A 15,785-nucleotide genomic window follows, 5' to 3' on the forward strand; every position below is an offset into this window, starting at 1 on the left:
TTTGAAAAATGGTCTAGCACATCATCATCAGGTGAAAAGGGGCGGCGTGATGACACGGCGCTCAGTCGCCGCGGTGCAACAGCTCAAGCAGCGCCTCCTCCTGCGGTTCCCGCGCAATGCGTATTTTTTTGCCGGCGGCATTGTCAAACGCCGCTGCCACGCGCTCGGAGAGCGCAAAAGCCTGCATGTTTTCAAAGAGATCGCGCAGTTCCGCCCGGCTGGCCAAGGCCTGCAACGCTGCCGCCGCCTTGGCTGAATAGAGCAGCACCGCGTCGACAGCCTGATCGGACAGGCGTGTACGGATTTCAGCATCGGAATAATCGAGCGAAATCGTGTCGTAGGTTTCGACGGTGCGGACCTCGACGCCGGCCTTTCGCAGCCGCGCCTCGAAGGCCGGAAACCGCACGCGCCCTGTGAGATAGACGACCGCCTTGCCGGAAAGGCCGGCAGCAATCGCCTCGGCCAGCCGCTCGGCGTCGCCCGCCCCTTCGCTGACCGACAAGAACCCTGTCGAACGTGCCGCTTCAGCCGTCCTGCGTCCGACGGCATGGCAAGGCAAGGCGGCGAGCGCACGAATGAGTTCTTTCGGCGCATGCCGCACCGCATTTGCGCTGGTCACAGCGACGGCCACGGCATTGTCGCTCGCAGCATCGGCGCCAACCCGCAGTGTCACCGTTCCGGTCAGCGGCAGAAGGAGCGGCTCAAATCCCAATTCCTGCAGCCGCCGCATGGTTCGCGACGCCCCAGGTTGCGGCCGCGTCACCAGGACACGCATATCAGACCCAGCCGTCGAAGAAGGTTTCGCCCGCTTTGACCCGCACCATCCTGGCCGCGTCCGTGCCGATGTCAGCGGCATCCAGCGCCAAGCCTTCGGCCTTGACCTCATGCGATTGCGTGCCATCGGGCGAAATGATCAGCCCGGCGAAAACCAGCCTGCCGCCCGATATCGTCGCATAGCCGGCGATCGGCGTGCGGCAGGAGCCGTCGAGCGCCGCCAGGAAGGCGCGCTCACAGGCCAGCGCCTGGCCTGTCGACACATCATGGATGGCCACCAGCATCTTTTCGACCTCGCTGTCGCCGATGCGGGTTTCGATGCCGATTGCGCCTTGTCCCGGCGCCGGCGGAAAAGCATCGAGCGGCATCAGATCGGTGACGACATGGCCGAGCCCGAGCCGCTTCAGCCCGGCATAAGCGAGGATCGTGCCTTCGGCGACGCCTTCCTCCAGCTTGCGCAGCCTGGTCTGCACATTGCCGCGGAACATGACCACGTCTAGGTCCGGCCGCATGCGCCGGATCAGCGCCTGACGCCTGAGCGAAGACGACCCGACCTTGGCGCCTTGCGGCAAATCAACAATGCGCTCCACCGCCTTGCCGATGAAGGCGTCCCGCGCATCCTCGCGCGGCAGGAAGGCGGACAGCTCCAGCCCGACCGGCAGCACTGTCGGCATGTCCTTGGAGGAATGCACGGCGATATCGATCGTGCCGGCCAGCAGCGCCTCTTCGATTTCCTTGGTGAACAGCCCCTTGCCGCCGGCTTCCGACAGCGGCCGGTCCTGGATGCGGTCGCCGCTGGTCGAAATGACGACGACCTCGAAGGCTTCCGCCGGCATGCCATGCGCTTCCATCAGCCGCGCCTGCGTCTCATGCGCCTGGGCGAGCGCCAGCGGGCTGCCGCGTGTTCCTATTTTCAAAGTTTGCATGGCGCGCGGTCCGTGATAACCCCCGGCTGGCTTTGCGTTTCCGGCGCTCTCCCTAACGAGGCCCGCCTCTACTAACTAGGAAAGTCCGGCGACACAATCTCTGGAGACAGCGACGAATTGATCCGCGTTCTGGGCATTGAGACGAGTTGCGACGAGACCGCCGCCAGCGTGGTGACGCTGGACGGCGATTCCGTGCCGGTGATTGCGTCCAACATCGTGCTCAGCCAGATCGAGGAGCACGCCGCCTTCGGCGGCGTCGTGCCGGAGATCGCCGCGCGTGCCCATGTCGAGGCGCTGGACGGCATTGTCGAGGCCGCTCTTGCGGATTCGGGCGTAGCCCTGGCCGACATCGACGCCATTGCCGCCACTGCGGGCCCCGGCCTGGTCGGCGGGCTGATCGTCGGCCTGATGACGGCCAAGGCGATTGCAGCGGCCGCCGGCAAGCCGCTGATCGCCATCAACCATCTCGAAGGCCACGCACTGACCGCAAGGCTGACCGACGGGCTCGACTTTCCCTATTTGCTGCTGCTGGTTTCCGGCGGCCACACCCAGATCGTCGCCGTGCGCGGCGTTGGCGACTACCAGCGCTGGGCGACGACCATCGACGACGCGCTCGGCGAAGCTTTCGACAAGACGGCCAAAATGCTCGGCCTGCCCTATCCCGGCGGCCCGAACGTCGAAAAGGCGGCAATGTCGGGCGATGCGGCGCGCTTTGCCCTTCCGCGGCCGATGAAGGGCTCGGCGCAGCCCGATTTCTCCTTCTCCGGCCTCAAGACTGCGGTGCGCCAGGCGGCGACCGCCATCCAGCCGCTGACTGAGCAGGATGTCGCCGACATCTGCGCCTCGTTCCAGGCGGCAGTAGCCGATGCGCTGGGCGACCGCGTGGCCCGCGCGCTTGCCCGCTTCCGTGACGAATTTCCGGACAAGGCCAAGCCGGCGCTGGTCGTTGCCGGTGGCGTCGCCGCCAACAGAGCGATCAAGGCGACGCTGCAGAAGCAGTGCGCCGAGGCCGGCTTCGCCTTTGTCGCGCCGCCGCTCAAACTGTGCACCGACAATGCGGCGATGATCGCCTGGGCCGGGATCGAGCGGTTGCGGGCAGGCCTGTCGCAAGAGAACGGCTTCGATTTCGTGCCGCGTTCGCGCTGGCCGCTGGACAGCATTTCGGCCCCGATGGTCGGCTCCGGCCGGCGCGGAGCAAAAGCATGAGCGCCGGCAACACAAGCGGCAGGGACAGAACCGGCTGGCGCGTCGCCGTGCTCGGCGGCGGCGCCTGGGGCACGGCGCTAGCGCTGGCGATGCTGCGCGCCGGTCACGATGTCCGGCTCTACGCCCGCGACGAAGAGACGGTTTCCGCGATCCGCCGCGGCGAGAACCCGCGTTATCTCCCCGGCATCGCCATTGAAACAGGCATTGCGGCGACGAGCGATATCGGCACGGCCCTGACCGATGCCGATTGCGCGCTGGCCGTGGCGCCGGCGCAGGCGCTGCGCGCCATGCTGACGACGGCAAAGCCCCATATGCCGAAAGGCATCCCGCTGGTTCTCTGCGCCAAAGGCATCGAGCGCGACACCGGCGCGCTGCTGTCGGCGATCGTTGGTGAGATTCTGCCCGAAACTCCGGTTTCGGCCCTGTCCGGTCCGAGCTTTGCCGCCGACGTCGCCAGGGGTCTGCCCACCGCTGTCGTGGTTGCTGCACGCGACGACGCCTTGGCGGCCGAGCTTGCCTCGCGCTTTTCGGCGCAGAATCTGCGCTGCTATTCCAGCGACGATTTGATCGGCGTCGAGATCGGCGGCGCTTTGAAGAATGTGTTCGCCATTGCCGCTGGCGCCGTCACCGGCGCTGGGCTCGGCGCCAGCGCGCAGGCCGCCATGGTGACACGCGGCTTCGTCGAACTGCGCCGCATCGGCGCGTCCTTCGGCGCCAAGCCGGAGACGCTGATGGGGCTTTCCGGCCTCGGCGACCTTTTGCTCACCTGCTCTTCGGCCCAGTCGCGCAATTTCGCCTATGGGCTGGCGCTGGGGCAAGGTAAGCCCTTGTCGGGACTGCCGCTCGCCGAAGGCGTGCCGACGGCGGCGATCGCCGCCCGCATCGCCACCGAGCGCCACATCGACGCGCCGATCATCGCTGCGGTGTCGGCGATACTGGACGGCACGATCACCATTCGGCAGGCTGTCACGGCATTGATGACCCGGCCGCTGAAGACCGAAACCGACCTCTGATCCCCTAACAAACCGGAGTTTAACATGCTGTTTGCGTTGATTTGCAAGGACAAGCCCGGCAGCCTACAGGTGCGGGTCGACACGCGGCCGGTCCACGTCGCCTTTCTCGAAGGCCTGAACGCCGACAACAAACTGGCCTTTGCCGGCCCGTTCCTCGACGCCGAAGGCAAGCCCAACGGCAGCCTCGTCGTCGTCGAAGCGCCCGATCTCGCCGGTGCGCAGGCGCTGTCGGCTGCCGACCCCTATGCCAAGGCCGGGCTGTTCGAAAGTGTCGAAATCCGCCAGTGGAACTGGACCTTCAACAAGCCGGCGGCTAGTTAGTTCCGGCGGCGCCTAGAGCGATCCCAGGAAAAAGTGTGTAACGGTTTTCCGTCCGGAATTGCGCAAAAAATAGTAGTTGGAGCAAAGACATGAACTACTGGCTGTTCAAATCCGAACCTTCGGTCTTCTCCTTCGAGGCGCTGAAGGCCAAGGGCAAGGCCGGCACGCAGTGGGACGGCGTGCGCAACTATGCAGCGCGCAACAACATGAAGGCGATGCAGATCGGCGATCTCGGCTTCTTCTATCACTCCAATGAAGGGCTGAACGTCGTCGGCATTGCCGAGGTCTGCGGGCTTGCCCACCCCGACAGCACCACCGACGATCCGCGCTGGGAATGCGTCGACATCCGCGCCTTCAAGGACGTGCCGAACCCGCCGACGCTGGAGCAGGTCAAGGCCAATCCGAAGCTTGCCGAGATGGCGCTGGTGCGGCTTGGACGGCTTTCCGTACAGCCGGTGACGCCGGCCGAATGGAAGGAAGTCTGCCGCATGGGCGGCCTGACGCCGGCTCCGTGACGGTCCTCACGCCGAACAGCGCGAAAAAGTTCATTCTCGACAACACGGCGCTTATGTCGCCGCCGCATGTGCCGGAGATTGTCCTCAATCTTGCCGACGAAGCGCATGACCTCTGGCAGCGCACGGAGAACGAGCTGATCGAAATCGGCCTGCCGCCGCCGTTCTGGGCCTTTGCCTGGGCCGGCGGTCAGGGCCTTGCCCGCTACGTGCTGGACAATCCGTCGGATGTGCGGGGCAAACGCGTGCTCGACTTCGCCTCCGGCTCCGGCCTTGTCGCCATCGCCGCAGCCAAGGCGGGTGCGGCGCACGTGATCGCCGCCGACATCGACCCGTTCTGCGAAACGGCGGTCCGCCTCAATTCCAAGTCCAACGGCGTTGCCATCGAGTTTTGCGGCACGGACTGCATCGGCACCGACGCCGGCTGGGACGTGGTGCTGGCCGGCGACGTCTTCTACGACAAACCCTTCGCCGACACGCTAATGCCGTGGTTTTCGACACTGAAGGCGCGCGGCGCTGACATCCTCGTCGGCGATCCGGGCCGCTCCTACATGCCGAAGGCGGGACTGGAGCCGCTCGCAGTCTACGAAGTGGCGGTGACGCGGGCGCTGGAGGACGCCCTGGTCAAGCGCACCACGGTGTGGCGCTTCGCTTGACGGCATTGCCGAACAGGCGTTCCATCGCGCATTGATTTGAAGAATACGCATGTCGTTATCCCAGAACCGTCAGGCTTTGGGCTGCATGCTTGAGGGGAGGACTTTATGGACTTTTCAGTGGTGAACTGGCTGGCGGTGGTTGTCGCGGCCGTCGCGGCGTGGCTGTTTGGCGCCGTCTGGTACACGGCCCTCAGCAAGCCTTGGATGAGGGCGGCCAGGATCGATCCGTCAACGTCAAAGAAATCGATATTGCCCTTCATCATCTCCTTCATCGCCGAGCTGATCATGGCGCTGGTCTTGGCCTTGGTCGTCGGCGCGATGACCGGCGGCGAGCCGGTCCTTGTCGCAGGGCTGGTCTTCGGCTTCGTCCTCTGGCTGGGTTTCGTCGCCACGACGCTGATGGCCAACCATCGCTATGAGAATTTCGGCTGGGACCTGACCCTGATCGACGGCGGCCACTGGCTCGGCGTGCTGTTGATCATCGGCGCGGTGATCGGCTGGTTCGGGGCGCCGGTCGTCGCCAGCTGAGGCCTGCAGAAGTCGTCAGGTCTGCGTCCTGGCGACTTCGTCGAGGATCCATTCGCGGAAAGCGATGATGCGCGGATCGTTGGCAGTGCTCTCGGGATAGACCAGGAAGTAGCCGAACTCCGGCCCCACGCGCAGACCGAGTTCAAAGGGCTGCACCAGCCTTCCCTGGGAAAGGTCGTTTGCCACCATGGCGAACTCGGCGAGCGCCACGGCATTGCCGTCGAGCGCCGCCTGCACGGCATCGGTAGAGGTTCCAAACACGATAGTCCGGCTGTCGTCGAAATCGTTGATGCCGGCCGCGGCCATCCACATGCGCCAGTTCGGCCATGTCACGCCTTGGCGCGACCATTCGATATGGGCAAGCGTGTGGTTGAAGAGGTCGCGCGGTTCGCGCAGCGGCGGGCCGGAGGTCAGCAGGCTCGGGCTGCACACCGGAATGAGGATGTTGTCGAACAGGCGATGGGCGCGAAGCCCCGGATACTTGCCGACCCCGAACCGGATGCCGACATCGACGTCGTCGAGTTCGAAATCGCGCACTTCGTAGCCGATGTCGAACCTCAGTTCGATACTGGGCTGAAGTTTGCGAAAATCGTCGACGCGCCGCATCAGCCATTTTGACGCGAACTGCGCGTCGAGCGTCACCTTCAGCAATGCCGTGCCGCGCGTCAGCTTGCGCGCCCGCGACACCGCCCGGTTGAGCAGGTCGAGCGCATCGATCGAGGCCTCGAACAGCACCGTACCTGCCTCGGTCAACCGGATGGTACGACTGGTTCGCGTGAACAGCACCAGCCCGAGCTGATCCTCGATTTCCTTGATCTGGTGGCTGACCGCCGCCGGCGTCAGCCCGAGCTCGTCGGCAGCGCGGGTGAAATTGAGGTGGCGGGCGGCGGCTTCCAGAGTCCTCAGCGCGCGCGTTCCGGGCAACAGACGGGACATCAACGTATCCTCAAATAAAACTTCACGATCCGAAAAGAACTACTCGTTTCTCTCATGGATTTCAATGCGGCATGATGCATCCATCGAAACACCATCAAGCCGGATTTGATATCCGGCGGAACACGGGAGCGCATCATGTCCATCTTCGTTTTGAACTCGCCAGCAGCTCGCTCGAACTGGTTGCATGCCGTAACGGACTGGCTTCGCCAGGCGAAAGTCGCCATCAACCTGCCGCGCCAGGACGTGGAGGATCTGTCGGATCGCCAGTTGCGCGACGTCGGCGCGCAGCGCAAGGACGTGACGCGGGCCGTGGACCGGGAACTCGGCCGGCTTGGATTGCTGGACACTGGGTGGCAGAAGCCGAGAAGGCGTTAGGCAATGGTGAGTAGTGAGTAGTGAAGGATTGAAACGGCGCCGACACCAGCCTACTCCCTACTCCCTACTCCCTACTCCCTACTCCCTACTCCCTACTCCCTACCTCACCACCCTCACCACCGTCCGGTCCGACACCAGCGGCAACAGCCGCGCCATTGTCCGCGCTGTCACCGCCACGCAGCCTTGCGTCGGTGTGAAGCCTGGGCGCGCCAGATGGAAGAAGATGGCGCTGCCGCGGCCGCGCCGGCGCGGCGCCATGTTCCAGTCGAGCACCAGGCAGGCGTCATAGAGGCGGTCGTCGCGCCGCATTCGCTCATGGCTGGCGCCATAGGGGATTTTCACCGGCCGGTTGTAGTTGCGGTCGTCCGGCACCTCGCACCAGCCGAGATCGGCGCCGATCGGCGCCATCGCCAGCCGGGTTTTGCGGCCGGCCGCGAAATGATCGCCCCGAAAATATCCTGACAAAATCCGCATCTCGCCAAGCGGCGTCGCACCGTCGCCTTCGCGCTTGTTGGCTGAGATGCCGCCGCGTCCGAGCGCGCAGGCAAACACCTTGCTGCCGGCCTGCAATATCCCCTGGCTGGGGTTGCCCGGCCTCGCCCGAACCACCAGCACACGCAGCCCTTTCGGCAAAATTGCGCCGGCTGCATTGCGATCGCGTTTTTTCTTGTATGATCGTGTCACGGAACAAATCACTGTGATCGGACTGTTGCGCCGGTCAGCTTCCGCATAAATGGGGGGCGGTCAACTGAAAATTCTTTTCAAAACAATGGATTGATCCATGACATCACGTACCATTCTGATCGTTGACGACGATGACGACCTGCGCGGAACCCTCGTCGAGCAACTGGCCCTTTACGAAGAATTCGACGTCTTGCAGGAAGCGACCGCCGCCAAAGGCGTCGCCGCGGCGCGCGGCGGGCTCATCGACCTGCTCATCATGGACGTCGGGCTGCCCGACATGGATGGCCGCGAGGCGGTGAAGATCCTGCGCAAGGGCGGCTACAAGGCGCCGATCATCATGCTGACCGGCCACGATACCGATTCCGACACAATTCTGGGCCTCGAGGCCGGCGCCAACGACTATGTCACCAAGCCGTTCCGCTTCGCCGTGCTGCTCGCCCGCATACGCGCACAACTGCGCCAGCACGAGCAGAGCGAAGACGCCACCTTTTCGGTCGGGCCCTACACGTTCAAGCCCAGCCAGAAGCTTCTGATCGACCAGCGCGGCGGCAAGGTGCGGCTGACCGAGAAGGAAGCCTCGATCATCAAATATCTCTATCGAGCCGACCAGAAGGTGGTGACGCGCGACGTCCTGCTCGAGGAAGTGTGGGGCTACAATTCCGGCGTCACAACGCACACGCTCGAAACTCACGTCTACCGGCTGCGCCAGAAGATCGAGCGCGATCCTTCCAATGCTGAAATTCTTGTGACAGAAAGCGGCGGCTACAAGCTGGTTCCTTAAACTTTTCATTGTTCAATAAGCGGTCGGGGCGGGACTGTTTCGGGGAGGATCCGGCTGGGGGAGCCTGGATCGGCCCGCTGCGCAGATTGAAGTGTTAGAGCGTCCTTTGCGCGTTCAATTGGACACGCGGCGCTCTAAGGGAGGGATTGGACTGACCGTTCGGGGACGCAGCTAGAGATGGCGCTGGATGACGACATCCGCATCCTGTCCGCCGTGAAGCTCTTTGAGGGTTTCACGCAGGAACAGCTGCGCCTGCTCGCCTTCGGCGCCGAAGCCACCCATCTGCAGGCCGACCGCAAGCTGTACCGCGAGGATGACGAAGCCGACTCGGCCTATATCGTGGTCAGTGGCCGCATCGTGCTCTACCGGGAGCAGGATGGCGACCGCATCCCGATCGGCACCGCCGGCCCCGGCACGATCCTCAGCGAACTGGCGCTGATCGCCGACTCAAGACGGCTGACCAGCGCCTCGGCCGAGACCGATTCGGAAGTGATAAGGTTGAGCCGCAAGATGTTTCGCCGCATCCTGGAGGAATATCCCGAGGTGGCGGTGAAACTGCACCAGCGCATCCTCGATGATTTCCAGGCCATGATCGCCCGCATCGAGAAGCTGGCGCCAAGGTTTGGCGGGTAGGTCCCCGCGACCGCGCTCACGCTTGGGTGTGTCGAGATTCAGGTCAGGCCGAGTCGAAAATGGCTGATACCGAGAACCGGAGCGGAGCGTACTCAAAGTACGCGAGCACCGGAAGCGCAGGTATCGGCCATTTGCAGGCCGGCCTCACCTGAATATCGGCCCGCCTAATCCAGGTCGAACCGCGCAATCACCGGCACATGGTCCGAGGGCCGCTCCCAGCCACGCGCCTCTCGCAGGATCTCATAGCCGGCAAAGCTCGGCACCAGGTTCGGTGACGACCAGACATGGTCGAGCCGGCGGCCGCGGTTCGAGGCTTCCCAGTCCCGCGCGCGATAGCTCCACCAGGTGTAGAGCTTCTGCTCTGGCGGCACGTCGAGCCGCATCAGGTCGACCCAGTCGCCGGCGATCCGCATCGCGTCGAAATTTTGCGTCTCGACCGGCGTGTGGCTGACGACGTCGAGCAATTGCTTGTGCGACCAGACATCGTGCTCCTGCGGCGCGATGTTGAGGTCGCCGACCAGGATCGAAGCCGACACCTGGTCATGCGCGGCGTGGATGGCGTTCATCTCGGCAACGAAATCGAGCTTGTGGCGGAACTTGCGGTTGATCTCCGGATCGGGCTCGTCGCCGCCGGCCGGCACGTAGAAATTGTGGACCAGGATTGCCTTGCCGCCGGCCTGCACCTTGACCGACAGATGCCGGCTGTCATCGATCTCGCAGAAGCGCCGTTTCTCGACAATCTCGATCGGCCGCCGCGCCACCGTCGCGACGCCGTGATAGCCCTTCTGGCCATGGAATGCGATGTGCTCGTAGCCGGCCTTGCGGAACGCCTTTTCCGGAAACAGCTCGTCGGGAACCTTCGTCTCCTGCAGGCAAAGCACATCGGGCGCCTGCTCCGTCAGCAGCCGCTCGACGATCGGCATGCGCAGGCGCACGGAGTTGATGTTCCAGGTGGCGATGGAGAAGGGCATGCGGCGATCCGAACAAGGTCGCCGATCTACTGCCAGCCGAGCGCCACAAACACAAGCCAGCCTTTGCGGGCGGCGGCCCTGATTCAGGTCAGGCCGAGTCGAAAATGGTGGTCTCCGAGAACTGGAGCGGAGCGTACTTAAACCACGTGAGCACCGGAAGCGCAGGAGATCGCCATTGGCAGGCCGGCCTCACCGCATCTAGCGCTGGTTGGTGTTCAGCTCGCGGTTCGCCGCATAGTCGATGGCAAAGGTGTCCGCAGGGAAGCTGACGCCTTCCTTGGTGTTGTAGATCATCACCGTGGTGTTCTTGCCCTGCGCGTCGGTGATGGTCCACTGGCGCAGATCATAGGATTTCGGATCGAACATCATGGTGATCTTCGAATTGCCGAACACCGACTTGTCGGCAAGCTGGATGGTGGTGAGGTCGCTCTCTTCCTTGATCGATTTGACGCGGCCCCCCGAGAGGTCGATCTTGGTGTCGAGCAACAGCTTCAGCGGCGTCTTCGACAACGGATAGAGATCGGACGTTTTCAGCCGCTTGTTGAGGATGACCACCGACTTGCCGTCGGAAATCACCCGGAAATTCGACTTGCCGTCATAGTTGAAGCGAATCTTGCCTGGCCGCTCAAGGAAGAACTTGCCGCCGGTCTGCTGGTTGTTGGGGCCGAACTGGACGAACTCGCCGCTCATCGATTTGACCGAGGAGAAATGGTCGGCGATCTTTTGCGCCGTCGGCGGCACCGCCGCCTGCGCCGAGGCCAGGAGCTGGAACCCCGGCACGACGTTGATGGCCGCGGCGCCGGCAAGCATCAGGCCAAGGCCGAGCAACTGGCGACGGTTTGGAGCGAAATCGCTGATCGCGGAAAGATCGTTTTTCATGCCGGTCACTCTCGTGTGGTGTGTGTCTCGTTGCAGTCCGTGGACCCCCAGTTAGACTTAAGTTTGGCGGGCCGGACAGCGCTCAGTCGCTGTAACGCGCCAAAAGGTTCAAGGTTGCCGCCGGGCCGTATCGGCTGATCAGAACTTGTCGTCCTCGGTCGGCACCAGGATTTCGCGTTTGCCGGCATGGTTGGCCGGGCCGACAATGCCTTCCTTCTCCATCTTCTCGATGATCGAGGCGGCGCGGTTGTAGCCGATGCCGAGCCGGCGCTGGATATAGCTGGTCGACGCCTTGCCGTCGCGCAGCACGACCGAGACCGCCTGGTCGTAGGGATCGTCGGAATCCTCGAAATTGCTGTTGCCGCCACCACCAGCGCCGCCCTTGCCCGACGGCTCGTCATCGTCCTCGCCGTCATCCTCGGTGATGGCGTCGAGATATTCGGGCACGCCCTGCAGCTTCAGATGGGCGACGATCTTCTCGACCTCGTCGTCGGCGACGAACGGGCCGTGCACGCGCTGGATGCGGCCGCCGCCGGCCATGTACAGCATGTCGCCCATGCCGAGCAGCTGCTCGGCGCCCTGCTCGCCCAGAATGGTGCGGCTGTCGATCTTCGACGTCACCTGAAAGGAGATACGGGTCGGGAAATTGGCCTTGATGGTGCCGGTGATGACGTCGACCGACGGACGCTGCGTCGCCATGATTACATGGATGCCGGCCGCGCGCGCCATCTGTGCCAGGCGCTGCACCGCGCCTTCGATGTCCTTGCCGGCGACCATCATCAAATCGGCCATCTCGTCGATGATGACGACGATGTAGGGCATCGGCTCGAGATCGAGGTTCTCGGTCTCGTAGATCGCCTCGCCGGTCTGGCGGTCGAAGCCGGTCTGCACGGTGCGCGAGATTTTTTCGCCCTTCTTTTCAGCCAACTGCACGCGCGCGTTGAAGCCGTCGATGTTGCGCACGCCGACCTTGGACATCTTGCGGTAGCGGTCCTCCATCTCGCGCACGGTCCATTTCAACGCCACCACCGCCTTCTTCGGGTCGGTGACCACCGGCGTTAGCAGGTGCGGGATGCCGTCATAGACGGAGAGTTCGAGCATCTTCGGGTCGATCATGATCAGCCGGCAGTCCTGCGGCGTCAGCTTGTAGAGCAGCGACAGGATCATGGTGTTGATGGCGACGGACTTGCCGGAGCCGGTGGTGCCGGCGACCAGCACATGCGGCATCTTGGCGATGTCGACGATCACCGCCTCGCCATTGATGGTCTTGCCCAGCGCCAGCGCCAGCTTGGACTTGGTCGTCTCGAAATCGCGGCTGGCCAGGATCTCCCGGAGATAGACGGTCTCGCGCTTGGCATTCGGCAATTCGATGCCGATGGCGTTGCGGCCGGGCACCACGGCGACGCGGCAGGCAATCGCGCTCATCGAGCGGGCGATGTCGTCGGACAGGCCGATGACGCGCGACGATTTGATGCCGGGCGCCGGCTCCAACTCATAGAGCGTGACCACCGGGCCGGGCCGTACCGCGATAATCTCGCCCTTGACGCCGAAATCCTCCAGAACGCCTTCGAGCAGGCGCGCATTCTGCTCCAGCGCGTCCTTGGACAGGCTGGCGTCGCGCACCACGTTCTTCGGCTCCGACAGGAAATGCAGCGACGGCATTTCGAATGTTTCCGAGCCGATCAGCGAGGTCTGCGCCTCGCGCTGAACGCGCGCGCCGGGAGCGGGACGCGGCGCAGGTGCGGCGACGCGGGTCGCCGCATCTGACCGGAAGTTTTGCACCTTGGCGTTCGGCGCGGCACGGCGCTGGACCGGCTCGTCGTCGAGTTCGACCTCCTGGTCGCCATTGTCGAAACCGGCATCGAGGACGTCGTCATCGTCCGGATCGACGGAAACGCTGCGGTCATTGACCATGGCGGCGAAGAATTCCGGCTCGACGCGGGCGCGGCCATCCGGGCTCATCCGCGCTTCGGCGAATTCCGCCGATTCGACCCGTTCGGCGGCGCGGCGCCATGCGGTGGAGCGCTGCTCCATCTCCGGCTTGAACTCGTCGCGCTCCTGCTGGCGGCGCACAGCCCGGCGATGCATCCAGGCGCGGAAAGACAGCCACCAGTGGGTAACGGCGCCGAGCGCCAGTATCCCCTCGTCGCCCTCGTCCTCGTCTTCGTCGAAGAGCAGATCGTCCTCTCGGGGATCGGGCTCCGCGGTGCGCTCCATGACGGCAAAGCCGTTCTTGCGCGCAATCAGCGCCGAGCCATAGGCAAACAGCCACAGCGCCGGCGCAATGAGCACCATGGCAATGACGCTGGCAACGATGCCGGTCGGGTAGCCGCCAATGACCAGGCCCGGAATATTGAGCACCATGTCGCCGAACACGCCGCCGAGGCCGGTCGGCAACGGCCACGTCTTGGGCGGCACCACGCAGCCGGCCATCGCCGCCGCGAGCAGCGCGAAGCCGAACCAGGCAAGGCCGCGCTTCGGCAGCCTGTCGACGCCGCGCGCCGAAAACAGGAGAAAGCCCCAGATCACCGCCGGCACCAGGGCGGCGACCGCGGCAAGGCCGAAGAACTGCATGGCGAGGTCGGAGAATACCGCGCCCGCATAGCCCATGGCGTTGGTGACGATGTTGTCGGTGGCGTGCGAGAAGCTGGGATCGGCGACGTTCCAGGTCGCCAGCGCCGCGACGCCAAAGGCGACCAGCGCAAACAGGCCGGCGCCGACCAGCCGCCCAACCTGGCGCCGCGCGAATGCCTGGATGCCGTGCCCCGTATCGGTCAGCGCGAGCGGTGCTGAAGCCCCTGAACGCATGCTTCGTTCCCCGTCTGTCATGGACTGGCCGGGCGCATGACGCACTCCGGCAGATTCGGATGTCAGACTATCGGGGGGAAGGTTAAGGCTGCATTAACTATACGGCAGCCGGTGCCACGATCTTGCTCACTCCACTGTAGGCAGTCTCAACAGTTCGGAACCAATCCGGTCGACGTCTCCCCGCCGGCGGCCATCACTAGAAGGTGATTGCGCAGGGACCGAGGCCTGCCAGCACGGTTGCCAAAAAGAGAGGCCCGGAATGACCCGGACCTCAAAGCGTGAACTCCTTTCGGGAGCGTCACGACGGGATGGGAGAATGCGGGGCGGCCGGGGCCGCCCCGCAAGGCTTACGAGTGGTAGGCCGCTTCGCCATGCGAAGTCAGGTCGAGGCCTTCGCGCTCGGCGTCGGCTGTCGGACGCAGACCGATGATCAAGTCGACGACCTTGTAGAGGATTGCGCTGCCGATGCCCGACCACAGCAGGGTTACCAGGACGCCTTTGCCCTGCGCCAGCAGCTGCGTGGCCGTGCCGGCATAGCCGGCGGCGAAGTCGGCCGTCGAATAGTCGACGATGCCGGCGCCGCCGAGGGCGGGATTGACCAGAATGCCAGTGCCTAGCGCACCGATGATGCCACCGACGCAGTGGACGCCGAAGACATCGAGGCTGTCATCATAGTCGAACGTGTTCTTCACCACCGAGACGAAGAAGTAGCAGACGAAGGTGGCAACGATGCCAAGCACGATAGCGCCCATCGGGCCGGCAAAACCTGCAGCCGGCGTAATCGCGACGAGGCCGGTGACCGCGCCCGAAACAGCGCCGAGCATGGAGGCTTTGCCGCGCAGCAGCGATTCAAGCACGATCCAGGCCACCGCCGCCGCCGCCGTGGCGACGAAGGTGTTGATCATCGCCAGCACCGCATAGGCGTTCGCTTCGAGGTTCGAACCGGCGTTGAAGCCGAACCAGCCGACCCACAGCAATGAAGCGCCGACCATGGTCAGCGTCATCGAGTGCGGCGCCATGATGTCCTTCTTGTAGCCGATGCGCTTGCCGATCATCAGCGCGCCGACGAGACCGGCAATGCCCGCATTGATGTGAACGACCGTGCCGCCGGCGAAGTCGATGGCGCCGAAGCTGAAGATCAGGCCGGACGGGTCGGCATAGGCGCTCGGGCCGCCCCAGAACCAGACCATGTGCGCGATCGGGAAGTAGATTAACGTCACCCATAGGATAACGAAAAGGATCAAGGCGGAGAATTTGACGCGTTCGGCGAATGCGCCGACGATCAGGGCGGGCGTGATGCAGGCGAAGGTCATCTGGAAGACGACGAACACCAGTTCAGGAATGGCGACGCCCTTGCTGAAGGTTTCCGAAAGCGTCGATACGTTGACGCCGGAGAGAAACATCTTCGAAAGGCCGCCGACGAAGGCGTTGCCCGGGGTGAAGGCGAGGCTGTAGCCGTAGAAGACCCAGATGATCATGACCACGCTGGTGATGGTGAAGACCTGCATCAGCACCGACAGCATGTTCTTGGTACGAACCAGGCCGCCGTAGAAAAGCGCAAGGCCGGGAATGGTCATCAACAGCACCAGCACGGTGGAAATCATCATCCACGTGGTGTCGCCCTTGTCGACGGTAAAAGCCGGCGCTGCTGGCGCTGCCGCCGCGACGGCGGGAGCCGCCTCCTGCGCGAAGGCAGCAACCGTGCCCAATGCTCCGAGCGCTAAGGAGCCCAGCAGCGCGGAGCGCGCCACTGACTTCAAGGTGGAAGGTATATTCATTGAA

At 64.1% G+C, this 15,785-nt stretch carries 17 protein-coding genes; 9 read left to right on the plus strand and 8 right to left on the minus strand.

Annotated features, from left to right (window positions below; genetic code table 11):
- Nucleotides 1–61 precede the first annotated feature (61 nt).
- The gene (locus NKI64_RS03750; RefSeq protein WP_352666521.1) at nucleotides 62–775 is read right to left on the minus strand and encodes a uroporphyrinogen-III synthase; all 714 of its coding nucleotides are present in this window, start codon (nucleotides 773–775) and stop codon (nucleotides 62–64) included.
- 1 nt (nucleotide 776) lies between these two features.
- Nucleotides 777–1,700, minus strand: coding sequence for a hydroxymethylbilane synthase (hemC, locus tag NKI64_RS03755; protein WP_023705005.1), 924 nt, complete (start codon nucleotides 1,698–1,700; stop codon nucleotides 777–779).
- 120 nt (nucleotides 1,701–1,820) lie between these two features.
- Between hemC and tsaD the strand changes: the two genes are divergently transcribed.
- From tsaD to NKI64_RS03785, 6 genes are all read left to right on the plus strand, one after another.
- Entirely contained in the window at nucleotides 1,821–2,906 is a 1,086-nt protein-coding gene (gene tsaD / locus NKI64_RS03760) for a tRNA (adenosine(37)-N6)-threonylcarbamoyltransferase complex transferase subunit TsaD (protein WP_352460335.1), read from the plus strand.
- Nucleotides 2,903–3,919: an NAD(P)H-dependent glycerol-3-phosphate dehydrogenase gene (locus NKI64_RS03765; RefSeq protein ID WP_352666523.1), complete on the plus strand. Its 1,017-nt coding sequence runs from the start codon at nucleotides 2,903–2,905 to the stop codon at nucleotides 3,917–3,919. Before tsaD ends, NKI64_RS03765 begins: the two co-directional genes overlap by 4 nt.
- 24 nt (nucleotides 3,920–3,943) lie before the next feature.
- Nucleotides 3,944–4,240 (plus strand): YciI-like protein, encoded by a 297-nt coding sequence (locus NKI64_RS03770; RefSeq protein ID WP_023670486.1) that lies wholly within the window; start codon nucleotides 3,944–3,946, stop codon nucleotides 4,238–4,240.
- Nucleotides 4,241–4,329: 89 nt separating this feature from the next.
- Complete coding sequence (locus NKI64_RS03775) at nucleotides 4,330–4,755, plus strand: EVE domain-containing protein (protein ID WP_023683904.1); 426 nt, start codon at nucleotides 4,330–4,332, stop codon at nucleotides 4,753–4,755.
- Complete coding sequence (locus NKI64_RS03780) at nucleotides 4,710–5,408, plus strand: class I SAM-dependent methyltransferase (RefSeq protein ID WP_352666525.1); 699 nt, start codon at nucleotides 4,710–4,712, stop codon at nucleotides 5,406–5,408. Before NKI64_RS03775 ends, NKI64_RS03780 begins: the two co-directional genes overlap by 46 nt.
- A gap of 105 nt (nucleotides 5,409–5,513) precedes the next feature.
- Nucleotides 5,514–5,936, plus strand: coding sequence for a DUF1761 domain-containing protein (locus NKI64_RS03785; protein WP_023710206.1), 423 nt, complete (start codon nucleotides 5,514–5,516; stop codon nucleotides 5,934–5,936).
- Between the two features lie 15 nt (nucleotides 5,937–5,951).
- Here the strand turns inward: NKI64_RS03785 and gcvA are convergent, their stop codons facing one another.
- On the minus strand, nucleotides 5,952–6,872 hold the full coding sequence (gene gcvA / locus NKI64_RS03790) for a transcriptional regulator GcvA (RefSeq protein WP_023683901.1): 921 nt from the start codon (nucleotides 6,870–6,872) through the stop codon (nucleotides 5,952–5,954).
- A gap of 135 nt (nucleotides 6,873–7,007) precedes the next feature.
- Here gcvA and NKI64_RS03795 point away from each other — a divergent pair, with 135 nt between their 5' ends.
- Nucleotides 7,008–7,247, plus strand: a complete 240-nt coding sequence (locus NKI64_RS03795; RefSeq protein ID WP_023670491.1) for a hypothetical protein — start codon at nucleotides 7,008–7,010, stop codon at nucleotides 7,245–7,247.
- 99 nt (nucleotides 7,248–7,346) lie between these two features.
- On the opposite strand, the gene NKI64_RS03800 is transcribed toward NKI64_RS03795, so the two are convergent.
- Nucleotides 7,347–7,883 carry a L,D-transpeptidase family protein gene (locus NKI64_RS03800; protein WP_196813612.1) on the minus strand — a complete coding sequence of 179 codons (537 nt, stop codon included), beginning with the start codon at nucleotides 7,881–7,883 and terminating at the stop codon, nucleotides 7,347–7,349.
- A gap of 145 nt (nucleotides 7,884–8,028) precedes the next feature.
- Between NKI64_RS03800 and NKI64_RS03805 the strand changes: the two genes are divergently transcribed.
- Both NKI64_RS03805 and NKI64_RS03810 read left to right on the plus strand, forming a co-directional pair.
- A complete protein-coding gene (locus tag NKI64_RS03805; RefSeq protein ID WP_023670493.1) occupies nucleotides 8,029–8,712 on the plus strand; it encodes a response regulator transcription factor in 684 nt (227 codons plus the stop codon).
- Between the two features lie 177 nt (nucleotides 8,713–8,889).
- Complete coding sequence (locus tag NKI64_RS03810) at nucleotides 8,890–9,345, plus strand: cyclic nucleotide-binding domain-containing protein (protein WP_023730228.1); 456 nt, start codon at nucleotides 8,890–8,892, stop codon at nucleotides 9,343–9,345.
- Between the two features lie 164 nt (nucleotides 9,346–9,509).
- On the opposite strand, the gene xth is transcribed toward NKI64_RS03810, so the two are convergent.
- The 4 genes from xth to NKI64_RS03830 all read right to left on the minus strand — a co-directional run bounded on the left by xth (nucleotide 9,510) and on the right by NKI64_RS03830 (nucleotide 15,781).
- Nucleotides 9,510–10,316 carry an exodeoxyribonuclease III gene (xth, locus tag NKI64_RS03815; RefSeq protein ID WP_352666527.1) on the minus strand — a complete coding sequence of 269 codons (807 nt, stop codon included), beginning with the start codon at nucleotides 10,314–10,316 and terminating at the stop codon, nucleotides 9,510–9,512.
- A gap of 198 nt (nucleotides 10,317–10,514) precedes the next feature.
- Nucleotides 10,515–11,195 (minus strand): outer-membrane lipoprotein carrier protein LolA, encoded by a 681-nt coding sequence (locus NKI64_RS03820; RefSeq protein WP_352666529.1) that lies wholly within the window; start codon nucleotides 11,193–11,195, stop codon nucleotides 10,515–10,517.
- A 138-nt stretch (nucleotides 11,196–11,333) separates the two neighbouring features.
- Nucleotides 11,334–14,003, minus strand: coding sequence for a DNA translocase FtsK (locus NKI64_RS03825; protein WP_352666531.1), 2,670 nt, complete (start codon nucleotides 14,001–14,003; stop codon nucleotides 11,334–11,336).
- A gap of 347 nt (nucleotides 14,004–14,350) precedes the next feature.
- Nucleotides 14,351–15,781 carry an ammonium transporter gene (locus NKI64_RS03830; RefSeq protein ID WP_023670498.1) on the minus strand — a complete coding sequence of 477 codons (1,431 nt, stop codon included), beginning with the start codon at nucleotides 15,779–15,781 and terminating at the stop codon, nucleotides 14,351–14,353.
- Between the last annotated feature and the right edge of the window lie 4 nt (nucleotides 15,782–15,785).

The organism is Mesorhizobium sp. M0478, assembly GCF_040321305.1.
Taxonomy (GTDB): domain Bacteria; phylum Pseudomonadota; class Alphaproteobacteria; order Rhizobiales; family Rhizobiaceae; genus Mesorhizobium.

What these genes read in the sequence shown, in the direction of transcription:
- NKI64_RS03750 (WP_352666521.1), bottom strand. Translation starts at nt 775, where the DNA reads ATGCGTGTCCTGGTGACGCGGCCGCAACCTGGGGCGTCGCGAACCATG.
- hemC (WP_023705005.1), bottom strand. Translation starts at nt 1,700, where the DNA reads ATGCAAACTTTGAAAATAGGAACACGCGGCAGCCCGCTGGCGCTCGCC.
- NKI64_RS03765 (WP_352666523.1), top strand. Translation starts at nt 2,903, where the DNA reads ATGAGCGCCGGCAACACAAGCGGCAGGGACAGAACCGGCTGGCGCGTC.
- NKI64_RS03770 (WP_023670486.1), top strand. Translation starts at nt 3,944, where the DNA reads ATGCTGTTTGCGTTGATTTGCAAGGACAAGCCCGGCAGCCTACAGGTG.
- NKI64_RS03775 (WP_023683904.1), top strand. Translation starts at nt 4,330, where the DNA reads ATGAACTACTGGCTGTTCAAATCCGAACCTTCGGTCTTCTCCTTCGAG.
- NKI64_RS03780 (WP_352666525.1), top strand. Translation starts at nt 4,710, where the DNA reads ATGGAAGGAAGTCTGCCGCATGGGCGGCCTGACGCCGGCTCCGTGACG.
- NKI64_RS03785 (WP_023710206.1), top strand. Translation starts at nt 5,514, where the DNA reads ATGGACTTTTCAGTGGTGAACTGGCTGGCGGTGGTTGTCGCGGCCGTC.
- gcvA (WP_023683901.1), bottom strand. Translation starts at nt 6,872, where the DNA reads ATGTCCCGTCTGTTGCCCGGAACGCGCGCGCTGAGGACTCTGGAAGCC.
- NKI64_RS03795 (WP_023670491.1), top strand. Translation starts at nt 7,008, where the DNA reads ATGTCCATCTTCGTTTTGAACTCGCCAGCAGCTCGCTCGAACTGGTTG.
- NKI64_RS03805 (WP_023670493.1), top strand. Translation starts at nt 8,029, where the DNA reads ATGACATCACGTACCATTCTGATCGTTGACGACGATGACGACCTGCGC.
- NKI64_RS03810 (WP_023730228.1), top strand. Translation starts at nt 8,890, where the DNA reads ATGGCGCTGGATGACGACATCCGCATCCTGTCCGCCGTGAAGCTCTTT.
- xth (WP_352666527.1), bottom strand. Translation starts at nt 10,316, where the DNA reads ATGCCCTTCTCCATCGCCACCTGGAACATCAACTCCGTGCGCCTGCGC.
- NKI64_RS03820 (WP_352666529.1), bottom strand. Translation starts at nt 11,195, where the DNA reads ATGAAAAACGATCTTTCCGCGATCAGCGATTTCGCTCCAAACCGTCGC.
- NKI64_RS03825 (WP_352666531.1), bottom strand. Translation starts at nt 14,003, where the DNA reads ATGCGTTCAGGGGCTTCAGCACCGCTCGCGCTGACCGATACGGGGCAC.
- NKI64_RS03830 (WP_023670498.1), bottom strand. Translation starts at nt 15,781, where the DNA reads ATGAATATACCTTCCACCTTGAAGTCAGTGGCGCGCTCCGCGCTGCTG.